General features: G+C 59.8%; 18 protein-coding genes. 5 read left to right on the top strand and 13 right to left on the bottom strand.

What is annotated here, in order from left to right; translation table 11 throughout:
- Positions 1-127: 127 nt before the first annotated feature.
- From V6Z53_RS05920 to V6Z53_RS05910, 3 genes are all read right to left on the bottom strand, one after another.
- Positions 128-1,021: an NAD-dependent epimerase/dehydratase family protein gene (locus V6Z53_RS05920; protein ID WP_338584591.1), complete on the bottom strand. Its 894-nt coding sequence runs from the start codon at positions 1,019-1,021 to the stop codon at positions 128-130.
- A 103-nt stretch (positions 1,022-1,124) separates the two neighbouring features.
- Positions 1,125-2,036, bottom strand: coding sequence for a LysR family transcriptional regulator (locus tag V6Z53_RS05915; RefSeq protein ID WP_338584590.1), 912 nt, complete (start codon positions 2,034-2,036; stop codon positions 1,125-1,127).
- 140 nt (positions 2,037-2,176) lie between these two features.
- Positions 2,177-2,767, bottom strand: a complete 591-nt coding sequence (locus V6Z53_RS05910; protein WP_338584589.1) for an NAD(P)H-dependent oxidoreductase — start codon at positions 2,765-2,767, stop codon at positions 2,177-2,179.
- Between the two features lie 162 nt (positions 2,768-2,929).
- On the opposite strand from V6Z53_RS05910, the gene V6Z53_RS05905 reads away from it, so the two are divergent.
- The gene (locus V6Z53_RS05905) at positions 2,930-3,244 is read left to right on the top strand and encodes a putative quinol monooxygenase (RefSeq protein WP_338584588.1); all 315 of its coding nucleotides are present in this window, start codon (positions 2,930-2,932) and stop codon (positions 3,242-3,244) included.
- Here the strand turns inward: V6Z53_RS05905 and V6Z53_RS05900 are convergent.
- Entirely contained in the window at positions 3,234-3,998 is a 765-nt protein-coding gene (locus V6Z53_RS05900) for a sulfite exporter TauE/SafE family protein (RefSeq protein ID WP_338584587.1), read from the bottom strand. The two genes, V6Z53_RS05905 and V6Z53_RS05900, sit on opposite strands and share 11 nt — an antisense overlap.
- Before the next feature lie 222 nt (positions 3,999-4,220).
- On the opposite strand from V6Z53_RS05900, the gene V6Z53_RS05895 reads away from it, so the two are divergent.
- From V6Z53_RS05895 to V6Z53_RS05885, 3 genes are all read left to right on the top strand, one after another.
- Complete coding sequence (locus V6Z53_RS05895) at positions 4,221-5,123, top strand: LysR substrate-binding domain-containing protein (protein WP_338584586.1); 903 nt, start codon at positions 4,221-4,223, stop codon at positions 5,121-5,123.
- A gap of 105 nt (positions 5,124-5,228) precedes the next feature.
- Positions 5,229-6,632: an amino acid permease gene (locus V6Z53_RS05890; protein ID WP_338584585.1), complete on the top strand. Its 1,404-nt coding sequence runs from the start codon at positions 5,229-5,231 to the stop codon at positions 6,630-6,632.
- 175 nt (positions 6,633-6,807) lie between these two features.
- Complete coding sequence (locus V6Z53_RS05885; protein ID WP_007900627.1) at positions 6,808-7,152, top strand: cupin domain-containing protein; 345 nt, start codon at positions 6,808-6,810, stop codon at positions 7,150-7,152.
- Positions 7,153-7,376: 224 nt separating this feature from the next.
- On the opposite strand, the gene mmsB is transcribed toward V6Z53_RS05885, so the two are convergent.
- Positions 7,377-8,264 (bottom strand): 3-hydroxyisobutyrate dehydrogenase, encoded by an 888-nt coding sequence (gene mmsB / locus V6Z53_RS05880; RefSeq protein WP_338584584.1) that lies wholly within the window; start codon positions 8,262-8,264, stop codon positions 7,377-7,379.
- Between the two features lie 10 nt (positions 8,265-8,274).
- Entirely contained in the window at positions 8,275-9,801 is a 1,527-nt protein-coding gene (locus tag V6Z53_RS05875) for a CoA-acylating methylmalonate-semialdehyde dehydrogenase (protein ID WP_338584583.1), read from the bottom strand.
- A gap of 149 nt (positions 9,802-9,950) precedes the next feature.
- On the opposite strand from V6Z53_RS05875, the gene V6Z53_RS05870 reads away from it, so the two are divergent.
- Entirely contained in the window at positions 9,951-10,898 is a 948-nt protein-coding gene (locus tag V6Z53_RS05870; RefSeq protein ID WP_338584582.1) for a LysR family transcriptional regulator, read from the top strand.
- On the opposite strand, the gene V6Z53_RS05865 is transcribed toward V6Z53_RS05870, so the two are convergent.
- The 7 genes from V6Z53_RS05865 to recC form a co-directional block, all read right to left on the bottom strand.
- Entirely contained in the window at positions 10,846-11,637 is a 792-nt protein-coding gene (locus V6Z53_RS05865) for a CatB-related O-acetyltransferase (protein ID WP_338584581.1), read from the bottom strand. The genes V6Z53_RS05870 and V6Z53_RS05865 overlap by 53 nt on opposite strands.
- A 150-nt stretch (positions 11,638-11,787) precedes the next feature.
- Positions 11,788-12,291 (bottom strand): OmpA family protein, encoded by a 504-nt coding sequence (locus tag V6Z53_RS05860; RefSeq protein ID WP_338584580.1) that lies wholly within the window; start codon positions 12,289-12,291, stop codon positions 11,788-11,790.
- Positions 12,292-12,296: 5 nt separating this feature from the next.
- The gene (locus V6Z53_RS05855; protein WP_338584579.1) at positions 12,297-13,565 is read right to left on the bottom strand and encodes a diguanylate cyclase; all 1,269 of its coding nucleotides are present in this window, start codon (positions 13,563-13,565) and stop codon (positions 12,297-12,299) included.
- Complete coding sequence (locus tag V6Z53_RS05850; protein ID WP_338584578.1) at positions 13,562-14,137, bottom strand: YfiR family protein; 576 nt, start codon at positions 14,135-14,137, stop codon at positions 13,562-13,564. Before V6Z53_RS05850 ends, V6Z53_RS05855 begins: the two co-directional genes overlap by 4 nt.
- Positions 14,138-14,246: 109 nt before the next feature.
- Entirely contained in the window at positions 14,247-16,355 is a 2,109-nt protein-coding gene (gene recD, locus V6Z53_RS05845) for an exodeoxyribonuclease V subunit alpha (protein WP_338584577.1), read from the bottom strand.
- A complete protein-coding gene (gene recB / locus V6Z53_RS05840) occupies positions 16,352-20,044 on the bottom strand; it encodes an exodeoxyribonuclease V subunit beta (protein ID WP_338584576.1) in 3,693 nt (1,230 codons plus the stop codon). Before recB ends, recD begins: the two co-directional genes overlap by 4 nt.
- Positions 20,041-23,493 carry an exodeoxyribonuclease V subunit gamma gene (gene recC / locus V6Z53_RS05835; RefSeq protein ID WP_338584575.1) on the bottom strand — a complete coding sequence of 1,151 codons (3,453 nt, stop codon included), beginning with the start codon at positions 23,491-23,493 and terminating at the stop codon, positions 20,041-20,043. Before recC ends, recB begins: the two co-directional genes overlap by 4 nt.
- Between the last annotated feature and the right edge of the window lie 101 nt (positions 23,494-23,594).

The raw sequence follows: 23,594 nt of genomic DNA, 5'->3' as shown, positions 1-23,594 counted from the left end.
CGAAAACGCAATCGCGGGCAAGCCTTGCTCCTACAGGTTTTGTGTCGTTCACGAAATTGGCGAACGACACAAAACTTGTAGGAGCAAGGCTTGCCCGCGATGAACGATGACGCGGTCTAAAGCGAACTCACACCATCTCGTTGCGAATCCACTCAACCACCGAAGTCCGCTTCGGCACCCAGCCCAGCAATTCCCGCGCATGCTTGCCACGAACCCGGCTATTGGAACCCAGGCCATAATTGGCCATTTCATAGCCCCACTCGGCTTCTGCATCTTTCAGCGGCCAGTCCTGCGGCTGGCCCAGATTCAACGCCTGGCCCATGGCCGTGGTCATGTCGATGAACGACGCTTCACCGCTTTCGACGAAGTAGAACGTGCCCGGTACGTTCTTGGTCAGCGCCAGCAAGTACAGGGCCACGACGTCTTCGATGTGCACGTTGGACCAGATGTTCTGGCCAGTGCCGACATGGCGCACCACGCCACTTTTGCGCGCCTGTTTCAGCAAGCGTGGCAATTGCACGCTGTCGCGGTTGACGCCCAGGCTGTGGCCGTAGATCAGGGTGTTGCAAATGACTGCCGAGTTCACCCCGTCCTTCGCTGCGGCAAGGATCAGGTTGTCGATGGCCACGCGAGCCGCCTTGTCGACGGTGGGTTCTGGCAGGTTGTCTTCAAAGTAAATGACGTCGCTGGATTTACCACCCGACGCATCGCCGACGATGCTCGAACCGCTGGTGTGCAGGAACACTTTGTTGGAACCGCGCAAGGCATCGAGCAAGGCTTCCACCGCTGCACGATGATCGCTGCTGGCAGCGTTGATGACGGCGTCGGCGGCGCGGGCCTGCTCGGCCAGTAGTGCGCTGTCGTCAAGCGTGCCGATCACTGGCGTGATACCCTGCGCGCGCAACTCATCGGCTTGTGCGGCGTTGCGCACCAGGCCGCTGACGCTGTGACCGGCCTTGATCAGGCCCGTGGCGATGGAGCCGCCGATAAAACCGGCAGCGCCGGTGACGAATACGTTCATGGAGAAACTCCCTGCGTTGATAAGTGATGCAGCCAGTATCAAGCAGTGATCCCTGACGAAAAATCCCTGCCGGCCCAATTCACTCTTGCGCGGTGGTCACGAATCACTCACTGAAATCGTCGGAGGCGTAAAGCGCCAATTTGCCTTGGATGAAGTCCAGGAAGCATTGAATCCGCAGGGCCAGTTGCGAGTTGCGGTAGTACACGGCATTGATAGGTTGGCGATAACCGCTGTTGAACTCCGCCAGTAATACTTTCAAGCGCCCGGCACGAATGTCTTCGATGGTCATGTAGTGCGACAGGCTGGCAATGCCCTGGCCTTCCAGCGCCAGATGGCGGATGGTCTCGCCGCTGGAGGCGCTCAGCGACGCCTGGATCGGCCAGCGATCGCCGTGCACGTAGCGCAGCGGCCACTGGTTGAGGCCTTCGTTCTGGGTGAAGCCCAGCAGCGTATGGCCGGCCAGGTCGGCCACCGCCGTCGGCGTGCCGTGTTTTTCCAGATAGGCCGGGCTGGCGACGATGTGCAACGGACTGCATCCCAGGGAACGGGCGTGCAGGGTCGAGTCGGCCAACGTGCCGATGCGGATGGCGATGTCGGTGCTTTGCTCAAGCAGGTCGATGATCAGGTCATTGCTGTTGAGTTCGAGCTGGATGTCCGGATAGAGCCGGCGGAACTCATCGATGTACGGCACGATGGCGTGCAGCATGAACGGCGATGCGGCGTTGATGCGCAAGCGCCCGGACGGTGTTTGCTGGCGCGAGGACAGGCGCTCTTCGAGTTCATCCATCTGGTCGAGAATCAGCTTGGCGTGCTCGAAAAAATACTTGCCCTCTTCGGTCAGGTCCATGCGCCGCGTGGTGCGGTTGATCAACGTCGTATCGAGCTTGGCCTCCAGCCGCGAGAGCGTGCGGCTGACCGCCGACGGGGTTTGCCCGACTTGCTCGGCCGCCGCGGAAATCGATCCGCATTCAATTACGCAGACGAAAATCTGCAACTCATCGGATCTGGCTTTCACGTGTGTCCTCTTTCGCGAATCGGCGTGGCATGGATCGTCAAGATCGCAGCCTGCGGCAGCTCCTACAGAGTATTGCGTACACGTAGTAGCTGCCGAAGGCTGCGATCTTTTTAGCCATTGCGACAGATAGTAGCCGAGCGTTACGCCTTAAGGCCAAACACCTCGGTCAAATGCTGCTCGTAACGCGCCACATCACCTTCGATGTTCGGGCGTTTCATCACGTCCACGCTCAGGAAGGTTGGCAGGCCGGTCATGCCGAGGAACTCGTTGGCCTTGTGAAACGGGAAATACACCGCATCCACACCTTTGCCTTCAAAGAAATCGGTCGGGTCGTCGAAGGCTTGCTGCGGGGCGTTCCAGGTCAGCGACAGCATGTATTGCTTGCCGTGGATCAAACCACCGCTGCCGTACTTCTGCGAGGCATCTGAGCGAGTGCGGCCGTCGCTGGCGTAGAGGCTGCCGTAGCCTTCGGTGAAGACTTCGTCGAGGTACTTTTTCACGGTCCACGGCGCGCCCATCCACCAGCCGGGCATCTGGTAGATGATCACGTCGGCCCAGAGGAACTTGGCGACTTCTTCAGCGACGTCGTAGCCCTCGTCGATGAACGTGGTTTTGACATCCACGCCGCCACGATCCAGCACGCTCAATGCGGCTTCTTGCAGGGTGGTGTTGTAGCGGCCTTCGGAGTGGGCGAATTTTTTACCGCCATTGAGCAACAGGACTTTTTTCACAAGAAATCTCGGGAAGGTCAGGAAGTGGATGGCGGCAGAGTAACGACCTGCCTCGCGCGGAATAAGCGCCCACGGGGCAAAATTCATTTGATCTAAACGCACGAATCATCGACCGATTGTTGTCTTAGACTGGCGCCGACTCTGACCTGAGGAACGTCTTTCATGAGTGAAATCCAAGGCTTCATCCTGCACGCCAAGACCCGCCCGGAAAAATCCGACGCCTTCGAAGCGTTTTTCAGCGGTTATGTGGAAGCGAGTCGTGCCGAACCCGGCTGCATCGAATACCACATGCTGCGCGACAAACAGGACCCGACCCTGTTCATCTTCTACGAGATCTGGGAATCCCAGGCCCATCTCGATGTGCACTCGAACCTGCCGCACATGAAGCAGTTTCTTGAACAGCGCGACGAGTACCTGGAACGGGATTTCGATATTCGCGCCATCGAGATGATCAGCCCGTCGTCCGCTAACCGCTGATCAACAAATGGCCGCCGAGCAATCCGAGGCCGATGAAGAACACGCGCTTGAACAGCACGGCGCTGATCCGTTGGCGCAGCCACTGCCCGAGCAACATGCCGAGCAACGCCGGGATCAGCGCCAGCAACGACGCACTCAACTCGCCACCGCCAAGCGCGCCGCGCCACAGCAATCCTCCAGCCAGTGCCAGGGTCGAAACGGTGAACGACAAACCCAGCGCCTGCACCAGTTCGTCCTTGCTCAACCCCAGCGCTTGCAGGTACGGCACCGCCGGAATCACAAACACGCCAGTGGCTGAAGTGATGACGCCGGTGATCAGGCCGCAGAGCGGACCAAGCCAGCGCTCGCTGCGACTGCTCACGCGCAAGGTCGGCAGAAACAAACCGCTCAACGCATAGAGCAACAGCGCCGCGCCCAATCCCCGCACGACCCAGTGTCCACCGGCCATGCCAATCCACAGCGTGCCCGCACCGGTGCCGACGAATATCGCCAGCAACATCGGCCACAGCCGTTTGACCAGCCCAAGCAGATGCCCGCCGAACGCCAGTTGCCAGACGTTGGTCAGCGTGGCCGGGATGATCAGCAACGCCGCAGCCTGCGACGGCGCCATAGCCAGACCGAGCAAACCCATGGCAATGGTCGGCAGGCCGAGACCGATCACACCCTTGATCATGCCGGCCAGCAGGAAGGTTGCGATGACCAGCAGCGAAAGGGCCAGGCCGAGGTTTTGATAAAAAGCCGAGACAGTATTCATGGGGCTATGGTGAGCCTGGATGGGTCAGTTGAAAATCTGCCATATACTTAGGGTGCCTCTACCTATGCAAGAGGCTGGATGATGTGTTGACGCTACTGATGCTTTCGCGGGCAAGCCCGCTCCCACAGTGGATCGCATTTCTCCAATAAGAACTCGGCCACCTGTGGGAGCGGGCTTGCCCGCGATGAGGCCATCCCAGACAACACATAACTAGAGCGCCCAATGCACTTCGACCTCACCGACCTGCGCCTCTACCTCAACATCCTCGACACCGGCAACATCACCGCCGGCGCCGTCCGCAGTCATCTGTCCCTGGCGGCGGCCAGTGCGCGCATCCGGGCCATGGAAGCTTCGCTCGGGATCGAGTTTCTGGAGCGCGGTCGCCGTGGAGTTACACCGACACCTGCCGGCAAAGCCCTCGCACAACACGCTCGCACCCTGCTGCAACACGCCGAGCGCATGCAGCAGGATTTGGCCGAATACGCCAATGGCGTCAAAGGCCAGGTTAGGTTGTTGTGCAACACCACGGCGATCACCGAATACCTGCCCGAATTGCTCGCTGACTTCCTGAGTGGGCACCCCAACCTCGACATCGACTTGCAAGAACTGCCCAGCACCCGCATCACTCACGCCCTGCGCCAGGGTGCGGCGGACCTGGGGATCGTCTCGGATGCGGTGGACACCCACACCCTCGACACCCTGCCCTTTCGCGATGATCCGCTGGTGCTGATCATGCCGCCCGGACATCCCTTGGCCGGCGGCGAACCGCCGAGCTTCAGCGAAACGCTGCTGCACAACTTCGTTGGCCTGACCGCCAGCAGCGCATTGGCGGTGTACTTGGAAGAGCAGGCCTTGCACACCGGTCTGCGCATGCAGATCCGCATTCGCGCCGAAGGCTTCGACGGCGTGATGCGCATGGTCGCTCACGGCGCCGGGCTGGGGATTGTGCCGCTGGCGGCGCTCCGTCGCTGGTCAGTCGATCAACCGCTGACAAGCTTCGCGCTGAAGGAACCATGGGCACAGCGGAAACTGCTCCTGTGTGCCCGCTCATTCGAGCACCTGCCGGCGTATGCCAGAGCCTTGCTCGAAGCATTGCGCACGGCCAACCACAGCGCCAGCCCTTGAAAACCAACGTTTAACCCAACCCGCGCCTGTATGACGAAGGGGTGAGCGAGAGTAAGATTCGATCTTTCAAATCAGGCCTGGCCACCACACTCAGAAGGAAACCAGATGGCGGATGAAATCTTGCAACAGGGGACGCTCAAGCGAGGGTTGAAAAATCGACACATTCAACTGATCGCCCTGGGTGGAGCCATTGGCACGGGACTGTTCCTGGGCTCGGCCGGCGTGCTCAAGTCCGCCGGGCCGTCGATGATCCTCGGTTATGCGATTGCCGGATTCATCGCGTTCCTGATCATGCGCCAGCTCGGCGAGATGATTGTCGAAGAGCCGGTGGCCGGTTCCTTCAGTCACTTTGCCCACAACTACTGGGGCGGTTTTGCCGGGTTCCTGTCCGGCTGGAACTACTGGGTGTTGTATGTGCTGGTGGGCATGGCCGAGCTGACGGCCGTCGGCAAGTACGTGCAGTTCTGGTGGCCGGAGGTGCCGACCTGGGTCAGCGCCGCCGTGTTCTTCGTGCTGGTCAACTTGATCAACACGCTGAACGTCAAAGTCTTCGGTGAAATGGAATTCTGGTTCGCGATCATCAAGGTCGTGGCCATCATCGGCATGATCCTCCTCGGCTGCTACATGCTGTTCAGCGGCACCGGCGGCCCACAAGCCTCGGTGAGCAACCTGTGGGACCACGGCGGGTTCTTCCCCAACGGCTACAGCGGTTTGCTGATGGCGATGGCGTTCATCATGTTTTCCTTCGGCGGCCTGGAGCTGGTCGGCATCACCGCCGCTGAAGCCAGCGAACCACGCAAGGTCATTCCCAAGGCGATCAACCAAGTGGTTTACCGGGTGCTGATCTTCTACGTCGGCGCGCTGACCGTGCTGCTGTCGTTGTATCCGTGGGATCAACTGTTGCAGACACTCGGCGCGTCGGGCGATGCCTACAGCGGCAGCCCGTTCGTGCAGATTTTCGCCTTGATCGGCAGCGATACCGCCGCGCAAATCCTCAACTTCGTGGTGCTCACCGCCGCGCTGTCGGTGTACAACAGCGGCGTCTACTGCAACAGCCGTATGCTCTACGGCCTGGCCGAACAGGGCGATGCACCGAAAGTGCTGATGAAGCTGAACAAGCAGGGCGTGCCGTTGCTGGCCCTGGGTGTATCGGCGCTGATCACCATGCTGGCCGTGCTGGTCAACTATGTTGCTCCGCACGAAGCGCTGGAGTTGTTGTTTGCCTTGGTGGTCGCTTCGTTGATGATCAACTGGGCGCTGATCAGCCTGACGCATTTGAAGTTCCGCAAGGCGATGGAACAGCGCGGTGTCGTGCCGGGCTTCAAGGCCTTCTGGTCGCCGTACACCAACTACCTGTGCCTGGCCTTCATGGCGGTGATCATCTGCGTCATCTGGATGATTCCGCCGGTACGCCCGTCGGTGTACGCCATGCCGGTGTGGGTGCTGTTCATCTACGCCTGCTACCGGTTGCGCATGGCCAGGCATAGGAACCTGCCTGTGGCTCAGTAACCCCGCAAACGCTTAAAAAAACGCCCCGGCATTCAACCAATGCCGGGGCGTTTTTTATTGTGAGCATCAATGACGCGAGCGCTTCTGGATACCTCAGTGTCGAGCACAGACAACTGACGCCGGGCCAAGCCCGATAGGGTGCGACTTCAGCTCTCCCCCAACGCCCGGAGTCATCATGACCGCACCGATTACCGTTCTTCGCGACACCCACCCGCTGCCCGTACTCGACGCCTGCAAATGGGAAAAACTCGAAGGCGACCCGCACACCGTCAACCTCAACGCCTACACCAGCGAAGACGGCAGCAAGATCATGGGCACCTGGATCTGCACGCCGGGCAAGTGGTACGTGGAATACGTGAAGTGGGAATACTGCCACTTCCAGGAAGGCTACTGCATCATCACCCCGGAAGGCATGGCGCCGATCCACCTGCGCGCCGGTGACATTTTCGTCATCGAACCGGGGATGAAAGGCACCTGGGAAGTGGTGGAAACCGTGCGTAAATATTTCGTGTTTGCCTGATACAAAAAAACCGGGAAATCACCCGACGTGATTTCCCGGTAAAAAAGCCTGTAGGGGCAATACCGAACCTGTGGCGAGGGAGCTTGCTCCCGTTCGGCTGCGAAGCAGTCGTGAAATCAGCAACTGCGATGAACCTGAGCCACCGCGTTCACTGCAATGGGGTCCGCTGCGCGAACCAGCGGGAGCAAGCTCCCTCGCCACAAAAACCCGCTTGGTACCAACCGTTACTGCGGCTTGCGATAGCTATTGATGATCGCCGAGAAGTCGTTGCCACCTTCCCCACGCAAACTCATCGCCTGATACAGCTGCTGGGCCACCGCGCCAAGCACCACCGGTTGGTGCGCCTGACGCGCCGCTTCCGTCGCCAGCCCCAGATCCTTGAGCATCAGTTCCGCACCAAAGCCACCGGTATAGCCGCGTGACGCCGGCGCCGTTTCGACGATGCCCGGCCACGGGTTGTACATCTCCGAACTCCAGCAGCGCCCGGTGGAACTGTTGATGATGCCCGCCAGCACCTTGGTGTCGATGCCCAGTGCATCGCCAAGTGCCATGGCCTCGCTGACGCCGACCATGGAAATCCCCAGCAGCAGGTTGTTGCAGATTTTAGCAATTTGCCCGGTGCCGACCTCACCACAATGGACGATGTTGCGGCCCATTTGCGCCAGTACCGGTTGCAGCGTGGCGAACAGTTCCGGGGTGGCGCCGACCATGAACGTCAGTGTCCCGGCCGCCGCACCACCCGTGCCGCCGGAAACCGGCGCGTCGGCCATGGCCACACCTTGCTTGGCCGCAGCGGCAGCCACGTCACGGGCAGTCTGTGGATCAATCGTGCTGCAATCCACCGCCGGCACGCCTTTGCCGATACCGGCGAGCACGCCGTCTTCACCCAGCCACACACCGCGAACATGCACGGCAGCCGGCAACATGGTGATCACCAGTTCCGCGTCCTGCGCCGCTTCACGGGCCGACGCGCTGATGCTGCCGCCCAGTTGTTCCAGCTCTGCCAGCACGGTTTTGTTCAGGTCGACCAGACGCAACGAATGGCCGGCCTTGATCAGGTTGCGCGCCATCGGCGCGCCCATGTTGCCGAGACCGATAAAAGCGATTTTCATGTCCGGCTCCTTAACGCAGATTGATGGTGGTGTTCACACCGTCGTTGACGCTGTCATCATCAAACCAGCGGCTGGTGACGGTCTTGGTCTGAGTGTAGAACTGCACCACTTGCTTGCCATAAGGGCCGAGGTCGCCGAGCTTCGAGCCTCGGGAACCGGTGAAGCTGAAGAACGGGACCGGCACTGGAATAGGGATGTTGATGCCGACCTGGCCGACGTCGATCTCGGTCTGGAATTTACGCGCCGCCGCACCACTTTGGGTAAACAGGCCGGTGCCGTTACCGAAGGGGTTGGCGTTGACCAGGGCAATGGCCTCATCGAGCGTGGCAACTTCCAGAACCACCAGCACCGGGCCGAAGATTTCCTGGGTGTAGATCTGCATGTCGGTGGTCACACCGGAGAACAGAGTCGGGCCGACGAAATTGCCCTTCTCGTAGCCCGGAACCGAAATCTCGCGACCATCCAGTTCCAGCTTGGCGCCTTCCTTGATGCCGCTTTCAATCAGGTCGAGAATCCGCGCCTTGGCCTTTTTCGAGATCACCGGGCCGACATCGGTACCCGGTTCGCTACCGGCATTCACGGTGAGTTTCTGCGCCAGCGCTTTCAGGTCCGGCAGCCATTGCTTGGCCGCGCCCACCAGCACCACCACCGAGGTGGCCATGCAGCGTTGACCGGCGGCACCGAAACCGGCACCGACCAGGGCATTCAGCGCTTGTTCGCGGTTGGCGTCCGGCAGCACCACGGCGTGGTTCTTCGCGCCCATCATCGATTGCACGCGCTTGCCATGTTTGCCGGCCAGGTCATAGACATGCGTACCGACCGCGGTCGAACCGACGAAGGAAACCGCCTTGATGTCTTTGTGTGTGCAGAGACCGTCCACCACGTCCTTGCCGCCGTGCACGACGTTCAGCACACCGGCCGGGATGCCGGCTTCGATAGCCAGTTCCACCAGCAGCATGGTCGACATCGGGTCCTGTTCGGACGGCTTGAGCACGAAGGTGTTGCCGCAAGCGATGGCCATCGGGAACATCCACAGCGGAATCATCGCCGGGAAGTTGAACGGGGTGATGCCGGCGCACACGCCGATTGGCTGACGCAGGGTGTAAGTGTCGACACCGCCCGCGACGTTTTCAGCGAATTCGCCCATTTGCAGGCTGCCGATGGAGCAGGCGTGCTCGACCACTTCCAGGCCACGGAAAATATCGCCTTCAGCGTCGGCAATGGTTTTGCCCTGCTCGGCGCTCAGGACCACGGCGATACGCTTGGAGTGTTCGCGAATCAGCGCCTGGAGCTTGAGCATGATGCGCATGCGCGCGCCGATCGGGGTCAGCTTCCAGGTCTGGAAGGCACGATGGGCCGCGCTGATGGCCGCGTCGACTTCTTCGGCGGTGGCGAATGGCACCTTGGCCAGCACTTGCTGAGTGGCCGGGTTGATGATGTCGTGCCACTCGGTGGACTTGGATTCGACCCACTGGCCGTCGATCAACAGCTTGACCTTTTGCACGGTGGTTTCGTTAGGCGTGAGCGATGCGTTCATGTGGGTCTCCTGGACTTGTTGTTATCTAGAGAGCCAAGGCGAGAAAGTCGCCTTGCGATGAGGCGTGTGCCGCGAATTGGTTGTCGGGCTGTTTTTGGAGTATAGATGTGCAAACTTCTAATAAGAACGCACATAAAAGCCGGTCCATCATGCAAAAAAACATCACGTCTTTAGGCTCGCTGAACTGGGATGACCTCAAGTTTTTCCTTGAAGTCGCCCGGACCCGCAAGGCCAGCACCGCCGCCAAGCGCCTGGCGGTCGACTACACCACCGTGTCGCGACGCATCAGTTCGCTGGAAGCTTCATTGGGCACATTGCTGTTCGAGAAATCCCGGACCAGCGGCTTCGTCCTCACCGCCGAAGGCCAGCGTTTGCTTGGCTATGCCGAGTCGATCGAGAGCACGCTGCACATGGCCTGCGAACAGGTTTCGGGCTCCGGCGTGGCGTTATCAGGGCATGTGCGCATGGGCTGCACCGAAGGTTTCGGCAGCTTCTTCATCACCCCACAGCTGAGCCATTTCGTCGACGCCTACCCGGCGATCTCAGTGGACATCCTGCCGCTGCCGCACTTCATCAGCCTGTCCAAGCGCGAGGCCGATATCGTCATCGCTCTGGAACGTCCGGAACATGGGCCGTACGTCTGCTGCAAACTCTGTGATTACCGTTTGCAGCTCTACGCAACCCAGGAATACCTGGACAAACACCCGGCCATCCGCCGCCCGGCAGACCTGGGTAAACATTCATTTATCAGTTATGTCGACGACCTGGCATTCAGCTCGGAGCTGCTTTACCTGGCAAACGTGCTTCCCGGCGCCAGCGCCAATTTGCGCAGCACCAGCGTGATCGCGCAGTTCGTGGCGGCGCAGCAAGGGCGATCCCTGGCGATCCTGCCCTGCTTCCTCGCCGCCCAGGACCCCCGCCTGCTGCCGGTATTGCCGCAAGAAATCAACATCACCCGACAGTTCTGGATGTACTGCCGGGAGGATCTGCGCAAGTTGAAGCGAATCACCTTGCTGTGGGATTACATCAGGGAAGTCACAGAGCTCAATGGCCCGCTATTGCTGGGTGAGACGGGGGAACTGCGGTTTGTAGACTGAGCGACTCGATACCGACTTCGCGGCGAGATTCGGGGGGCAATACTCGACAGCCTCGTCGTGTGACTTCCAGCTGTTTGTAGCTGGCCGGATTGTCGTGATGCTTGCCCAGGATTTCCGGCAAAGCCGCCTCGGGATCGTCCAGTGACAAGCCCTGAAGAAAATCCATATCGCACTCCCACCATTTGCTTTCCAGCAATCTGGCGGCCACTTCGGGAGGATGCCGGTACTTGACCACTTTCGCCGGGACGCCGGCGACTATCGCATAGGGCGGCACATCGTGAACAACCAGTGCGCGGGTCGCGATAACCGCTCCCGTGCCAACCGTGACCCCTTCCATGATCATGGCGCTGTGACCGATCCATACGTCATCGCCGATGGTTACGTTAGCAACGACAGGCTCGTAGGATAAGCGTGTGTTTGTGTACTGGAAGGGATGTGAACTGAGCCAGGTCGAGGGGTGAGTGTTTTTTTCCTGGCCGATAAAGCAATTATTGCCAATAGAGCAAAACCGCCCGATAGAGGAAACCGTAGTCAGCACGCAATCGCTGCGAATATAGGTGTGGGCACCGATACTCAATCGTTTGGCGTCGATGGCTACATGGCCAAGCAAAACGCCCTCTTCAAGCAGCAAAGTCGTTCTCGCGCTGAGCGACGAAACCCCGCCAGCCAACTTGCATTTATATTGGCGAAGCCAGCGCTTCCAAACGTAATTGCGGCACAATTTTATTATTTTTTTCATGTAGAGAACTGGCGCCTACGAAGTATCAACAACGCTTTGACACGCCCTGCTGATACAAACGATTAAAAACCAAATGAAAAATTCGGATCGGTCCCTGAGCCTACCTTTGTCATGTTTCAGAACTGATACAACAACAAATTGTACAAATGATCAATCAGCACTCACCACGATCGATACCCGGCGGTTTTCAGTGCGCCCGGAAGCGGTGTCGTTGGAGGCCACGGGCTCGCTGCTGCCGAGCCCCCGTAACTGGATGTTCTCCTGCTTCATGCCGGCAGCGGCCAACACCGCGCCGACGCTTTTTGCGCGACGTAGGGAAAGCTGTTCGTTGTAGGACTCTTTACCCGACGCATCGGTGTGACCATCGACTCTCACGCGCTCGATCCCGACACCCAGCAATGACTTGCCGATGCGCGAGACGATTTCGCTGCTCTGCGCATTCAAGCTATCGACGTCACTGCCAAACAGCACTTTGCCGGACAGGCCGAATGCCCAACCCTCGTCAGTCAGCTCGAAACCTTGCTGTTTCAATACGGCAATCTGCGCCGGGGTCAGGCCTTTTTGCGGCACCGACTGGCAACCGGACAGCGACAACACCGCCATTAATAGCGTGATGGTAAAAAGTCGCAAGGACTGTGGAATAAGTGAGAACACGAAAATCAGCTCCTGATTTGAACATCGGCGACAGAGTGCTCCGACCCTGCCGTGTGCTGTGCGCCTCGGGCAAGGCGTTTGGCTTGATACATGGCCCCATCGGCAGCATTGAGCAGAGCGTCCGGTGTGCCCCCATGATCGGGGAACACGGCGATGCCGATACTGAGTGAGGTCAACACCTGGTTATCGTCCGGCAATGAAATCGGTTGTTCCATGCTGGCAATGATTTTGTCGGCAATCCGTTCGGCGTCTTCGGTCTTGTGTAGAGGTGTGAGCAGCACGGCAAATTCGTCACCGCCCAATCGAGCTACCAGATCTTCTTCCCGCAGTTGTGCCCGGACACGATCGGCCACGGCCACCAGCACCGCATCGCCCGCCGCATGGCCAAAGCCGTCGTTGATTTCCTTGAACCGGTCACTGTCGAGAAACAACACGGCCACCCGCTCATTCAGTTTGTGGGCGTTGCGCACCGCACGCTTCAGACGTCCTTCGAAAAATGCCCGGTTCGGCAAGCCTGTGAGGCTGTCATGGTTGGCTTGGTGAGCGAGCGTTTCGTTTTCGCTTTGCAGGTGAGTCTGCCAAGACTCGAGTTCATCGAGCAGGGCATTGAAGTCGTTACCCAGATTGTCGAGTTCGGCGATGGCGGCGGCGGGAACACGCTGGTCGAAGGCTCGCTCGCTGCGTGCGGCGTGAGCCACCGAAGCCAGGCTGCGTAATGGCCCGGTGATCCCGTGCAACTGCCGACGAGCCAGGTAGAGCGCCACCCATGCGCTGATCGCCGTGCACAGGACAATCCCCACCAGACCGCTGAGCAAAAAGCGCATCAGGCTGCCGCCATGTCCGGTGAGTTCAATGCGGCCAATTTCCCGGCCCTGATGAACGATCGGCATGCTGATGGGTTTTTCCAGAAAGGCCTTGGCCAGTTGCATTTCGAGGGTGGTCAGCAATCCGGTTTCCGGTCGCTGCCAGCGCGCCAACAACTGGCCCCGTGCATCCAGGACCCGGGCATCAGCCACCTCTTCAGTGGAGGCGATCAATGCCAGCGCCTCGGTGGCGGCGACTTTGTCGTTGAACACCACCGCCGCTTCCACGGTGTAGTTGATCGAACGCGCGATCAGGTGCAGGTTGTGGTCGGCATACACCCGCAAGGCCAGAACGCCCAGCAGTGTCAGTGAAACACTGGCCATCGCCACACCCACCAGCGCAACGATCAAATGACCGCGACCGATGACCGAGTGCAGGCTCGGGCGAATTCCCGGTTTGAATAAACTCATGGCGCCGCCGGTTTGCGACGGGACAATTGCAGCACGCTCGGATGAATGCGCACACCGCTGCGGGCGACGGAATCGAGATTGACCTCGAAGGACACTTGATCATCCGCGACTCGCAGACAAAACAGACTGCCTACGGTGCATTGATCGTCGCTTTCGCTGATGCTCAGAACAGGACGCCCGATCAGCGAGGCGAATAGCTGACTGCGCTCTTCGCTGGTCAACTTGCCGATGTACACCGCATCGCACTCACCGGCGATGGATGGGTTGTCGGCCAAAAGCCGTTGCACGGTCACGGGCCGGCCCGTCGCTTGAGTCGTGCCTTTGACCAGATCATCGGTGTATTCGGTGGGGCCGACCACACACAGGCGAAGTTGTGCTGGCTCAACCGGCCAACGGGCGTAACTGAGAATTCCGAGAACGACTTGGGTAACCGACCGGGCACGCTGATCGGCCATGCTCGGTGGGGTTTGTGGTTGCGCGCAAACGGCGCCAGACAACAAACAGAGAAGGCCGGCGAGCAGTGCTTGTTTGCAACCAATCACACGCTCTGTCGTCCAGACAGCCACCTTCATGCAGGGATTCTCTTCGATCGTAACTAAATGATGCCGCAACGATAGCATAGCGATGGAACCCCAGCGAGGCCGCGCACCATGGCACTTCGGACAGATTCCAGCGCTTATTTCACTCCGGGGTATCGCCGCCCTCTTTTAGCTCCAGCATCAACCCGCTCAAGCGTTTGACCTTGCGTCTCACCGCCTCTTCAAACACACCGGCACGCGGTTCGATCAAGGTGAACCAGTCCTTGGCCCGGGTGATGCCGGTATAGATCAGCTCCTTGGTGAGCACCGGATTCAGGGCATCCGGCAGAATCAGCGCAGTATGGGCAAATTCCGAACCTTGGGATTTATGCACCGTCATGGCGTAAACGGTTTCGACATCATTGAGTCGGCTGGGCAGAACAAATCGCACCCCGCCCTGCCCGTCATTGCGCGGGAACGCCACTCGAAGAACCTGCTTGCCCGCTTCTGGTCCATCACGCTCGGGAAGTTTGAGCGCGATGCCGATATCGCCATTCATCAAGCCCAGGCCGTAATCATTGCGCGTCATCAGCACCGGCCGTCCCTCGTACCACTGCTGATCGCTATCGATCAGTCGGGCCTTGAGCAACGCCTCGGTCACTCGCAGATTCAAACCCTCGACACCCCACGGACCTTTGCGGACCGCGCACAATAGCTGGAAGGCATCGAAGGCTTGCAAGACTTGTCGAGCCCAATCAGTCCAGCGCGAATCCTCCAGCGGACTGTCGAGCGCTGGCCGCTGATTGCGCAGCAGGCTCAAGTAATGCCGATAGCCCTGCGGTCCATCGCCATGACCTTCGAGCAACAAACGCTCCAGCGCCCGATCCTGTTCATTCTTGAGGGACAGGCAAAACACATCGCCGTGACTGCGCGCCGCCAGCAACTTGCGCGCCTCTTCGGGCTGCTGCTGGTTGACCCAACGGGCTAACTGGCCAATGCCGCTGCCTTCGCCAAACCGGCGCGAGTGGCGCAGCATCACCACTTGCTGGGCCAGTGGATGAGTGCCCTGGGTGTCCTCCTGCAACCCGCTTGTCTCCAGGCTTTCGCCGCTGACCGCCTCCAGCCACTGGCGTGTCTGCGGGTTGTACCAGCCGGCCTCGGCATCGCGACATAAATCGCCAAGCACCGCACCGGCTTCTACCGACGCCAATTGATCCTTGTCCCCCAACAGCACCAGTCGGGCGTGAGGTGGCAGCGCGTCGAGCAGATTCGCCATCATCTCCAGGTCGATCATCGAGGCTTCGTCCACCACCAGCACATCCAGCGGCAAGCGATTGCCCGCGTGGTGCCGGAAATGTCGCGTACCGGGACGGCTGCCAAGCAGGCGGTGAACCGTGGTGACGTCTGACGGGATTTTGTTGCGTACGTCTTCGCTGACTTTCAGCGTCTGGACCTGCTGGCTGATCGACTCGGTCAGGCGCGCAGCGGCTTTGCCGGTCGGCGCGGCCAGGCGAATGCGCAGCGGCTTGCCAGCCTCCACGGCCGGTGCCTGGAGCAACGCCAGCAAACGCACGACCGTGGTGGTCTTGCCGGTGCCCGGACCACCGGTGACGATACTGAAAGCGCCACGTGTAGCGAGGGCACAGGCAAGTTTCTGCCAGTCGATCACTTCACCGGGTTTGGCCGGACCGAACAGACCGGTAAGGCGCTGGAGCAAGTCGGCCGGTGTTGCTTCGTGCTCCGCCAGACGTTGACGCAACGAGTGATCGATACGCCGCTCGTATGCCCAGTAGCGGCGCAAATACAGCCGCTTGCCAGACAATACCAACGGTCGTTGCTGCGCGGCCTCACGCCCATCGGCCGCCAGGGCGACCAGGCTGCTGGAGGCCAGCACCTTGCACCAATGCGCGCCGTCCAGCGCCTCAAGTAATTGAGAGGGCAGCAACATCGCGCCACTGTGCAGATCACCTTCCGGTGGCAGCGACAGGGCGAAGTCCGGTTCTTTCAATGTCTCGAACAGATCCAGGCAGACATGCCCATGACCCAATTGGTGACTGGTCAAAGCCGCTGCCAGCAACACCAACGGATCATCATCCGGTGCCAGTTCATGAAGGAAGGCAACGAAGGCTTTGTCCAGCGCGCGCAACCAGCCACGCTCGACCCAGCGCGTGAGCAACAGCAGCAAATCATCGGCGCGATTCAACGGGGCGAGGTCGGCCAGGCTGTCAGAAGCCAACGGCGTGGGCAACAGATCGGCGAATGTGCGGCTCATAGCAATACTCCCTGTTCCCACGCCGGTTCGGCCTTCGGCTCCGGTTTACCTTGAAACATCCGATCCAGTCGCTCGATCAGCTCTCTCGGCGGACGGGCAAAATACACGCCCTGGCTGGGCGCGCGCGTACCGCGCAGGAACAGATACAACGCGCCGCCGACATGCCGGTCGTAATCGTAATCGGCAAGCCGGGCCTTGAGCTGTCGATGCAGGGCCAACAGGTACAACACGTATTGCAGGTCGTATCGGTTGTCGAGGATCGACTGCTCCATGGCTTGCTCGGTGTAGGCCTGGTCGTCGATGCCGAGCCAGTTGGATTTGTAGTCGGCGACGTAGTAGCGGCCGCCGTGTTCGAACGTCAGATCGATGAAGCCCTTGAACATGCCGTTGAGCAACACCGGTTCGGCAGCCATCCGGGCCACGCCGTTGTGCGTGTATTGGCACACCAGCGAATCGAGCTTGAGTACATCGACCTTGTGGCTGGCGAACCAGAACTCCATTTCGACCTGGTACTGGGTCAGCTGCTCAAGCATCACCGGGGGTTGCCCGACACCAACAGGCATCGGTGACCTGAGCAAATGCTGCAGCCAGTCGCTTAGCGTGGTTATCCAGCCTTCCCAGCCGCGACGATTACAGCGACGGGCGATGGCGTCCTCCACGGCCTGCGGCGTGGCGCCAAAACCTTCGTCGCCAGCCCATTCGAGCAAGCCATGGAGGAAAGTGCCCGGATTCGGACCACGAGGGAATCGATGTATATCCGCGCCGCCGGCAACCATCTCCCGGGGAGCCTGCGGATCGAGACGTTCATCGTCGAAAAGTTTCTGTGCCTGTGGACTCTCGGGCGCCTCATCACTGCCGATGCTCAGGTTGTCGCTCAGGCGCAAGGCGCTGTAAGAGGCGATCCACCAGTTTTCGCTGGCCTTGCGTTTCGGAATCAACGGGGCGAGCAAGGCCACTTCGTTTTGCGGTGGCTGGTAATGCTCTGTCGTAGCTTCAGGCATTTCGCCGTAGCCCAGCGCAGGACAGTCCTGTTGCAGGTCTTGCAGCCAACGAGTGAGTCCCGAAGACTCGCTCAATGCCGCGCCGCCGCCCAACAGATAACCCAACGCCGAAAGATGCAGCACCGAGCTGTTGTTATTGCCACGCTTGAGGTCCGTCACCCCCAGCCAGCAGGCATGTTGCGCCCGTGTCAGGGCTACATAAAGCAAGCGCAGGTCTTCCGCCAGTCGCTCATCATCGGCCAGGGCAATCAACTCGGCGGTCGGGCTCAAGGTCACTTGGGCTTTGCCGGTCGCATCGTGGTAATGCAGCGGCAACCGACTGCCATCCACGGGTTTCGCCGAGCAAATGAACGGCAGGAACACCAAAGGATATTCAAGCCCCTTGGACTTGTGGATGGTCACGACCTTGACCAGTTGTTCATCACTTTCCAGACGCAGTATTTGCTCTTCGCCGGCCTGACCGGACAGCGCCAGATGCTCGGACAAATGACGGATCAGTGCTTGTTCGCCATCCAACTCGGCGGCGGCCTGTTGCAGCAATTCGCAAAGGTGCAAAAGGTTGGTCAACACCCGCTCGCCATCGCTGCGCGCGATCAATGCCTGGGGCAACTGGAAGTCATGCAGCAAGCGGCGCAGCATGGGCAGCACGCCCTGCTTGCGCCAGATCTCGCGATAGCCGCGGAACTGCATGACCCGTGCTTCCCAGGCCAGTTCGTCCTGATTGAGTCGCTCCAGTTCCGGCAACGAAAGATTCAGCGTGATGCAGGCCAATGCGGCGCGCAGGGGGCGTTCGACATCCGGTTCGGCGCAGGCTTTGAGCCACGTCAGCACATCGTGAGCTTCCTGGGCAGCGAACACCGAATCCTTGTCCGACAGATAGACGCTGCGCACACCGCGCGCAGAGAGCTCGGCGCGCACGGCCTGCGCTTCCTTGCCATCGCGAACCAGGATCGCGATATCCGCGGGAAGCAGCCCTCGGAAATCCTTGCCGTCTCGCACAAACCCGGCCCGCCCCTGTTGCCCACCGTTGAGCAATGCGGTGATTTCACTGGCACACGTGGCAGCCAATTGTTGTCGATACACCGCGCCGGACAATGGCTGCTCGGCAGGCAAATGCCAGATGTTGAGCGCGGGCACGACCTGACCGCCGATGTGCAGAACCTCTTTGCGACCCTGGGACTCAACGGGCAAAAACGGTACGGGGTTATCGCCATTGCGCTCACGAAACAGGAAGGCTCCGCGCCCCGCTTCGCGAGTCTCGGCGCGTTCAAACACATGGTTCACGGCGCTGACCATGCCGTGACTGGATCGAAAGTTAGTGCCCAACGTATGCAAGCGACCAGAAGTCGCCTGACGGGCGCGCAGGTAGGTATAGATGTCGGCGCCGCGGAAGGCGTAGATCGCCTGCTTCGGATCACCGATCAGGAACAGGCCGCTCTCGGGATTGTTGTCTTCGATGCGATAGATGCTCTCGAAGATCCGGTACTGCACCGGGTCGGTGTCCTGGAATTCGTCGATCAGCGCCACCGGAAACTGTTCGCGGATCAAGGTCGCCAGGCGCTCGCCACCATCGGCTTGCAATGCTGCATCGAGGCGTAGAAGCATGTCGTCGAAGCCCATTTCCGCACGACGACGCTTTTCTTCCTCAAACCGTGCGCCGACCCAATGGGCGGCGTGTTGCAGCACAGCGGCATCCGGTGTCGGCAAACCATCAAGACAGGCTTTCAGAGCAGGCATTGCGTCCAGCCCTGGATGGTTGGGGACGTCGCCTTTCTTCCAGGCTTCCGCCATGCCGTCGGGAGTCAGCCGCGTGAAGCCGGTACCGATGTCCAGTTGCTCAAGGGATTCGTCTTCTGCCCAGGCTTTGATCTTCTCGAACCAGGGCTCGAAGTAACGCGCCTGCATCTTGCGACCGTCGACACTCTTGCTCGCGACGCCTTCGTGGCAGATGGCGAGCAACTCGTCAGCCCATTGCCGCCAAGGCATCTTGAGTTCCAGCAATGCGACCCGTCGTTCCTGCAAACACTCGGTGATCAGCTCGGCAGGTTCTTTGCCTTCAACGTTGTCGCGCTCGCTGGCAAACAGTCCGCGAACGCGCGGCAGCAACGCCGCCGGGCCGCCCCAATTGCTACGCACCCAATTCAGCGCATCGCCCTGCATCGGGTAACAGAACAGACGCCAATAGTCGCGCAGGACTTCACCGAGCAAATCGCTGTGATCGGTTTCCAGGGTCTGGGTAAACAGGCTGCCACTGTCGAAGGCGTGCTCGCGCAACATGCGCTGGCACCAACTGTGAATCGTCGAAACCGCGGCTTCATCCATCCACTGCGCGGCAATGTCCAGTCGATTGGCGCAGCCGGGCCACTGCTCCGGCACGTACTGTTCACGCAATTCGGCAATCAAGCCGTCGGGTGCAGGGGTTTCATCACGGAAAAATCGGGCGGCCTCAGCCAGGCGAGTGCGAATACGCTCACGCAGTTCCTTGGTGGCGGCATCAGTAAAGGTCACGACAAGGATTTGCGGAGGCAACAATTCGCGCCCGAAGCCATTGTCTTCCCCACCATGGCCGAGGACCAAGCGCAGGTACAGCGCGGAGATAGTGAAAGTCTTGCCGGTCCCGGCGCTGGCTTCGATCAGCTGACTGCCACGCAGCGGGAATGCGAGCGCAAGCGGTGTCTTGGTGGTCATGGGCGCGCCTCCTCGCTGGACATCGAACGCCAAGGGGCTTCAAGCAATGGTCGGTAGAGCGCATTGCACCAATCGACGAAAGTCTCGTCGGCGATCAACGCGTCGTAATCGGCAAATTGGCGAGCCAGCGCAACACTTTCGCGTCGTTCACCGTCCGTGGTCAATCCATCGCCCTCATAGGCCTTGCGAGCTGCCGCTTCAGCTTTGACCGGTTCGGTTTGGCCGAGCCAGGCGAAGGCTGTCTTGACCGCAATCGGCAGGGGTTGGCGCATACCGGATTGCCAGGCTTGCAACAGGTCGCCCAGCATCCGTCGTGCTGAATCCGCCTCCATTGGAGCGAGTAGCAGACTGTCGTCACTGGCCACCAACGCCGTGGTCATCGACAGACCGCTGGCACAAGCGACCAGATGATTGACCCAGGGCCGCGTCAGGCGATGCCATTTACGTGATTTGATCGAACCAATGCTGTTGGGGATCGTAGTGACAGACAGCAAGCCACCATCAGCCCGTTGATGCAGACCGCTGAGCCAACCTTCAAGGCGCAGGTCATGCAACTCCAGGCTCACCGGCAGAGCACTGGTCAATGGTGTTGGCCATAAAGCCAGAAGCTGCTGGTAACGCTGCAGCAGATCCGGTAACGGCTCGATCAGCTCTCGTTGAAGGCATTCGCCAAATCCGGCCATGGGCAGCAACCCGCTGTTTTGCAAACGTCGGGCCTGCGCTTCAAGTGCCTGATCGGTGTCGTCCAGATCAGCCAATGCAGCCTCAAGCAAACTGTCGCTGAGGCTATAGCGTTGCAAGGCGTCGAGCACAAAGGGCTCCTCGTCCGCCAAAGGCACTTCGGCGGCCTCGAAGAACACCTTCAAGCGCTGACTGAAAAAATGCCGCACCGGGTTGCGCAGGAAATCCTGGAGTTGCCCGAGACTCAGCGGCTCCTCTTGTACGTGAGGATCAAGAATCTCGACATCCGTCACTTGCGCCGAAGCGAGGTGCAGCACCTGCCATTCATTGGCGTAGCTGAACAACTCATCGCCTTCATGGAAGTAACGGGCACTGAAAGGTTGCAGCGGATGCTCTTGAGTGATGGCTTCAAGCAGGTCTTCGTCGGCATCTCTCAATCGCCAGCCACTGGCAAGGTGATCGCGGAGCTGGCCGATCAGGACCGATGCCGGGCGCTCGCTGTTATCACGAATACTGCGGCCGACCCAACTGATATAGAGCTGGTCCCGTGCCGACAACAGGGCTTCGAGCAATAGGTAGCGATCATCTTCACGCCGCGATCGATCGCCGGGGCGGTAGTCACTGCCCATGAGGTCAAAGTCCAGCGGCGGTTGCGCACGCGGGTAGTCGCCATCGTTCATGCCCAGCAAGCACACGAGTTTGAAAGGAATCGCTCGCATCGGCATCAAGGTGCAGAAATTCACCGCACCGGCGAGAAAGCGTTGGGACAAACGCCCTTGATCGAGACCGGCAAGCCACGCTTCACGGACGACAGTCAGCGGTAGTTCATCTTGCAGGCCTACCGATTCACAATTCTCGAGCCAGGCTTCGCGCAACTCTTCCAGTTGAGTCAGCAAGAAGTCGTCGTGCTCGTTACTGGCCTGGAAGAACAGCGACACCAATGCCTGCAAGCGCAAGCTCCATTGTTGTGGCGACGCCGGCTGCGTCAGTTCCTGATGGGCAACTTCCAACGCATCCAGCAGCGCAACCAACGGGCCGATGAGCGCAGCGTCGAGACCACCGATCTCATCGTAAGGCTCGATCCCGGCACAAGCGTTGGCACCGCCGACGGCATAGCCCAGCAACATGCGTCGCAGGCCGAAACGCCAACTGTTTTGCTCCAGCGCTTCAGGTAACCCGAGGCCCGCACGCTGCTCGGCATTCATTCCCCAGCGGATACCTGCACCTTCGATCCAGCCGTGCAGGGTCGGCAGGTCGCGCTCCTCGACACCAAAGCGGGCACGTAGCGCCGGAACGTCCAGCAGATCGAGGATCTCGCTGACCGGGAAACGACTGTCGGGCAGCTTCAGCAGATGCTCGACAGCGATCAGCAGTGGATCGCGCCCGCGCTGGCCTTGGTCAGCCAGCGTGAAGGGAATGAAGCGCGGATCATTACGTTCCAGTTGACCGAACACCGCCCGAATATGCGGTGCATAACTGTCGATATCCGGGACCATCACAATCACATCGCGAGGACGCAATTGTGGATCGGCACTGAAGCGCGCGAGCAACTGGTCGTGAAGGATCTCTACTTCACGCTGAGCGCTGTGAGCGATGTGAAAACGAATCGACTCATCTTTCTCAAGATCTATGGCTGGCCAGCGTTCGCGCGTTTCGTTCAGTGGACGCAATTCAAGGATGTCGTCCTGCAACTGGTTGAGCATGTTCAGAGGCAGGCTGTCGCTGAACAAGTCGATGCGACCGTCGCGAAACGCTGAGCGATAGCTGTTGGGATCGTCGTAGCTGTCGAGCAGGTTGATGTAGTCGCGCCCCTGCTTGCCCCATGCAGCCAGTAATGGATGCGCGTGCTGATGAAGGGTTTGAGGATCGAGGACAACCGGCATGCCACTCTTGCGAGCCTGTCGTTTGTACTGGTGCCGCAACAGGTCCTTATCGGCAACGATGTCCGCCCAGTGGTGACGACACGGGTTATGGACGCACAGCAGAACCTGACTGAATCGAGCCAGCCCGGCCAAGGCTTCCAGAGCTTGAGCGGGCAGGGAGGAAATCCCGAAAACAATCACTCGGGAGGGCAATCCATCGGGGGCGACGTCGAGACTGTTTATGCGCTCGATAAACCGCTGATGGACACCGGCACGGCTCTGCGCCATACCTTCGTCACCGACATCCAGTAGCAGCGCACGCCACAATTCTGCCTGCCAGCAATTGGCCGGTGTGAGCGGGTTCGTTTCACCTCTGCCATTGCGTAACTGATGGCGACCTTCCGCCCAGTCTTCGAGCCAGTCAGCGCGGTACACCTGATATTGGTCGAACAGATCGGCCAGCCGCTCAGCCAACTGATAGCGCTTGCGCAGATCAGTGTCGTTGGTAAGAAATCGTTGTAGCGGTTCGAAGTGCGGTTGATTGATCAACTGCGGCAGCAGGCGCATCAGACGCCAGGTCAGCGGGGCTTTGTCGAGCAGCGACTTGACTGGAATTTCATCACGCCCCAAGACCATGCGATAAAGCTGCCACATGAAGCTACCGGGTAGCTGCACGTCGATGGCGGCGGCGATTCCGCAGCCGCCCATATCATCATCTTCAGCGTCTTCTGCCAGCGCCAACTTTAGCCATTGGGCTATGCCGTTGCTCTGCACCAGTGCGATTTCATTTTCCAAGGGAGCCAACGGATAGCGCCGCATCCAACTGACCACCAGGCTGCGCAACTCGTCCAGGCGGTTGCCGTGAACCACCATAAAACCAGCACTGAGGGACGTCGCGTCCGGCATAAAGGCTTCCTTGGAAAATACAAATGCTAGGGCCGAACCTTAGCATTGTCGGGAGACTGTGACAGCGTGGACCTGTCCGATGTTGTTGTACGAACTTTCCT

Origin of the sequence: Pseudomonas sp. MAG733B, from assembly GCF_036884845.1 — a bacterium.
Lineage (GTDB): Bacteria > Pseudomonadota > Gammaproteobacteria > Pseudomonadales > Pseudomonadaceae > Aquipseudomonas.
The sequence above is the reverse complement of the archived record's forward strand: the minus strand, read 5'-3'. Positions and strand labels throughout refer to the sequence as shown.

Excerpts from the sequence above, each read along its gene's own strand:
- mmsB (WP_338584584.1), bottom strand. The coding sequence starts at position 8,264 with ATGAAAATCGCTTTTATCGGTCTCGGCAACATGGGCGCGCCGATGGCG.
- V6Z53_RS05895 (WP_338584586.1), top strand. The coding sequence starts at position 4,221 with ATGCACTTCGACCTCACCGACCTGCGCCTCTACCTCAACATCCTCGAC.
- V6Z53_RS05875 (WP_338584583.1), bottom strand. The coding sequence starts at position 9,801 with ATGAACGCATCGCTCACGCCTAACGAAACCACCGTGCAAAAGGTCAAG.
- V6Z53_RS05870 (WP_338584582.1), top strand. The coding sequence starts at position 9,951 with ATGCAAAAAAACATCACGTCTTTAGGCTCGCTGAACTGGGATGACCTC.
- V6Z53_RS05855 (WP_338584579.1), bottom strand. The coding sequence starts at position 13,565 with ATGAGTTTATTCAAACCGGGAATTCGCCCGAGCCTGCACTCGGTCATC.
- recD (WP_338584577.1), bottom strand. The coding sequence starts at position 16,355 with ATGAGCCGCACATTCGCCGATCTGTTGCCCACGCCGTTGGCTTCTGAC.
- V6Z53_RS05890 (WP_338584585.1), top strand. The coding sequence starts at position 5,229 with ATGGCGGATGAAATCTTGCAACAGGGGACGCTCAAGCGAGGGTTGAAA.
- V6Z53_RS05905 (WP_338584588.1), top strand. The coding sequence starts at position 2,930 with ATGAGTGAAATCCAAGGCTTCATCCTGCACGCCAAGACCCGCCCGGAA.
- recB (WP_338584576.1), bottom strand. The coding sequence starts at position 20,044 with ATGACCACCAAGACACCGCTTGCGCTCGCATTCCCGCTGCGTGGCAGT.
- V6Z53_RS05900 (WP_338584587.1), bottom strand. The coding sequence starts at position 3,998 with ATGAATACTGTCTCGGCTTTTTATCAAAACCTCGGCCTGGCCCTTTCG.
- recC (WP_338584575.1), bottom strand. The coding sequence starts at position 23,493 with ATGCCGGACGCGACGTCCCTCAGTGCTGGTTTTATGGTGGTTCACGGC.
- V6Z53_RS05920 (WP_338584591.1), bottom strand. The coding sequence starts at position 1,021 with ATGAACGTATTCGTCACCGGCGCTGCCGGTTTTATCGGCGGCTCCATC.
- V6Z53_RS05850 (WP_338584578.1), bottom strand. The coding sequence starts at position 14,137 with ATGAAGGTGGCTGTCTGGACGACAGAGCGTGTGATTGGTTGCAAACAA.
- V6Z53_RS05885 (WP_007900627.1), top strand. The coding sequence starts at position 6,808 with ATGACCGCACCGATTACCGTTCTTCGCGACACCCACCCGCTGCCCGTA.
- V6Z53_RS05865 (WP_338584581.1), bottom strand. The coding sequence starts at position 11,637 with ATGAAAAAAATAATAAAATTGTGCCGCAATTACGTTTGGAAGCGCTGG.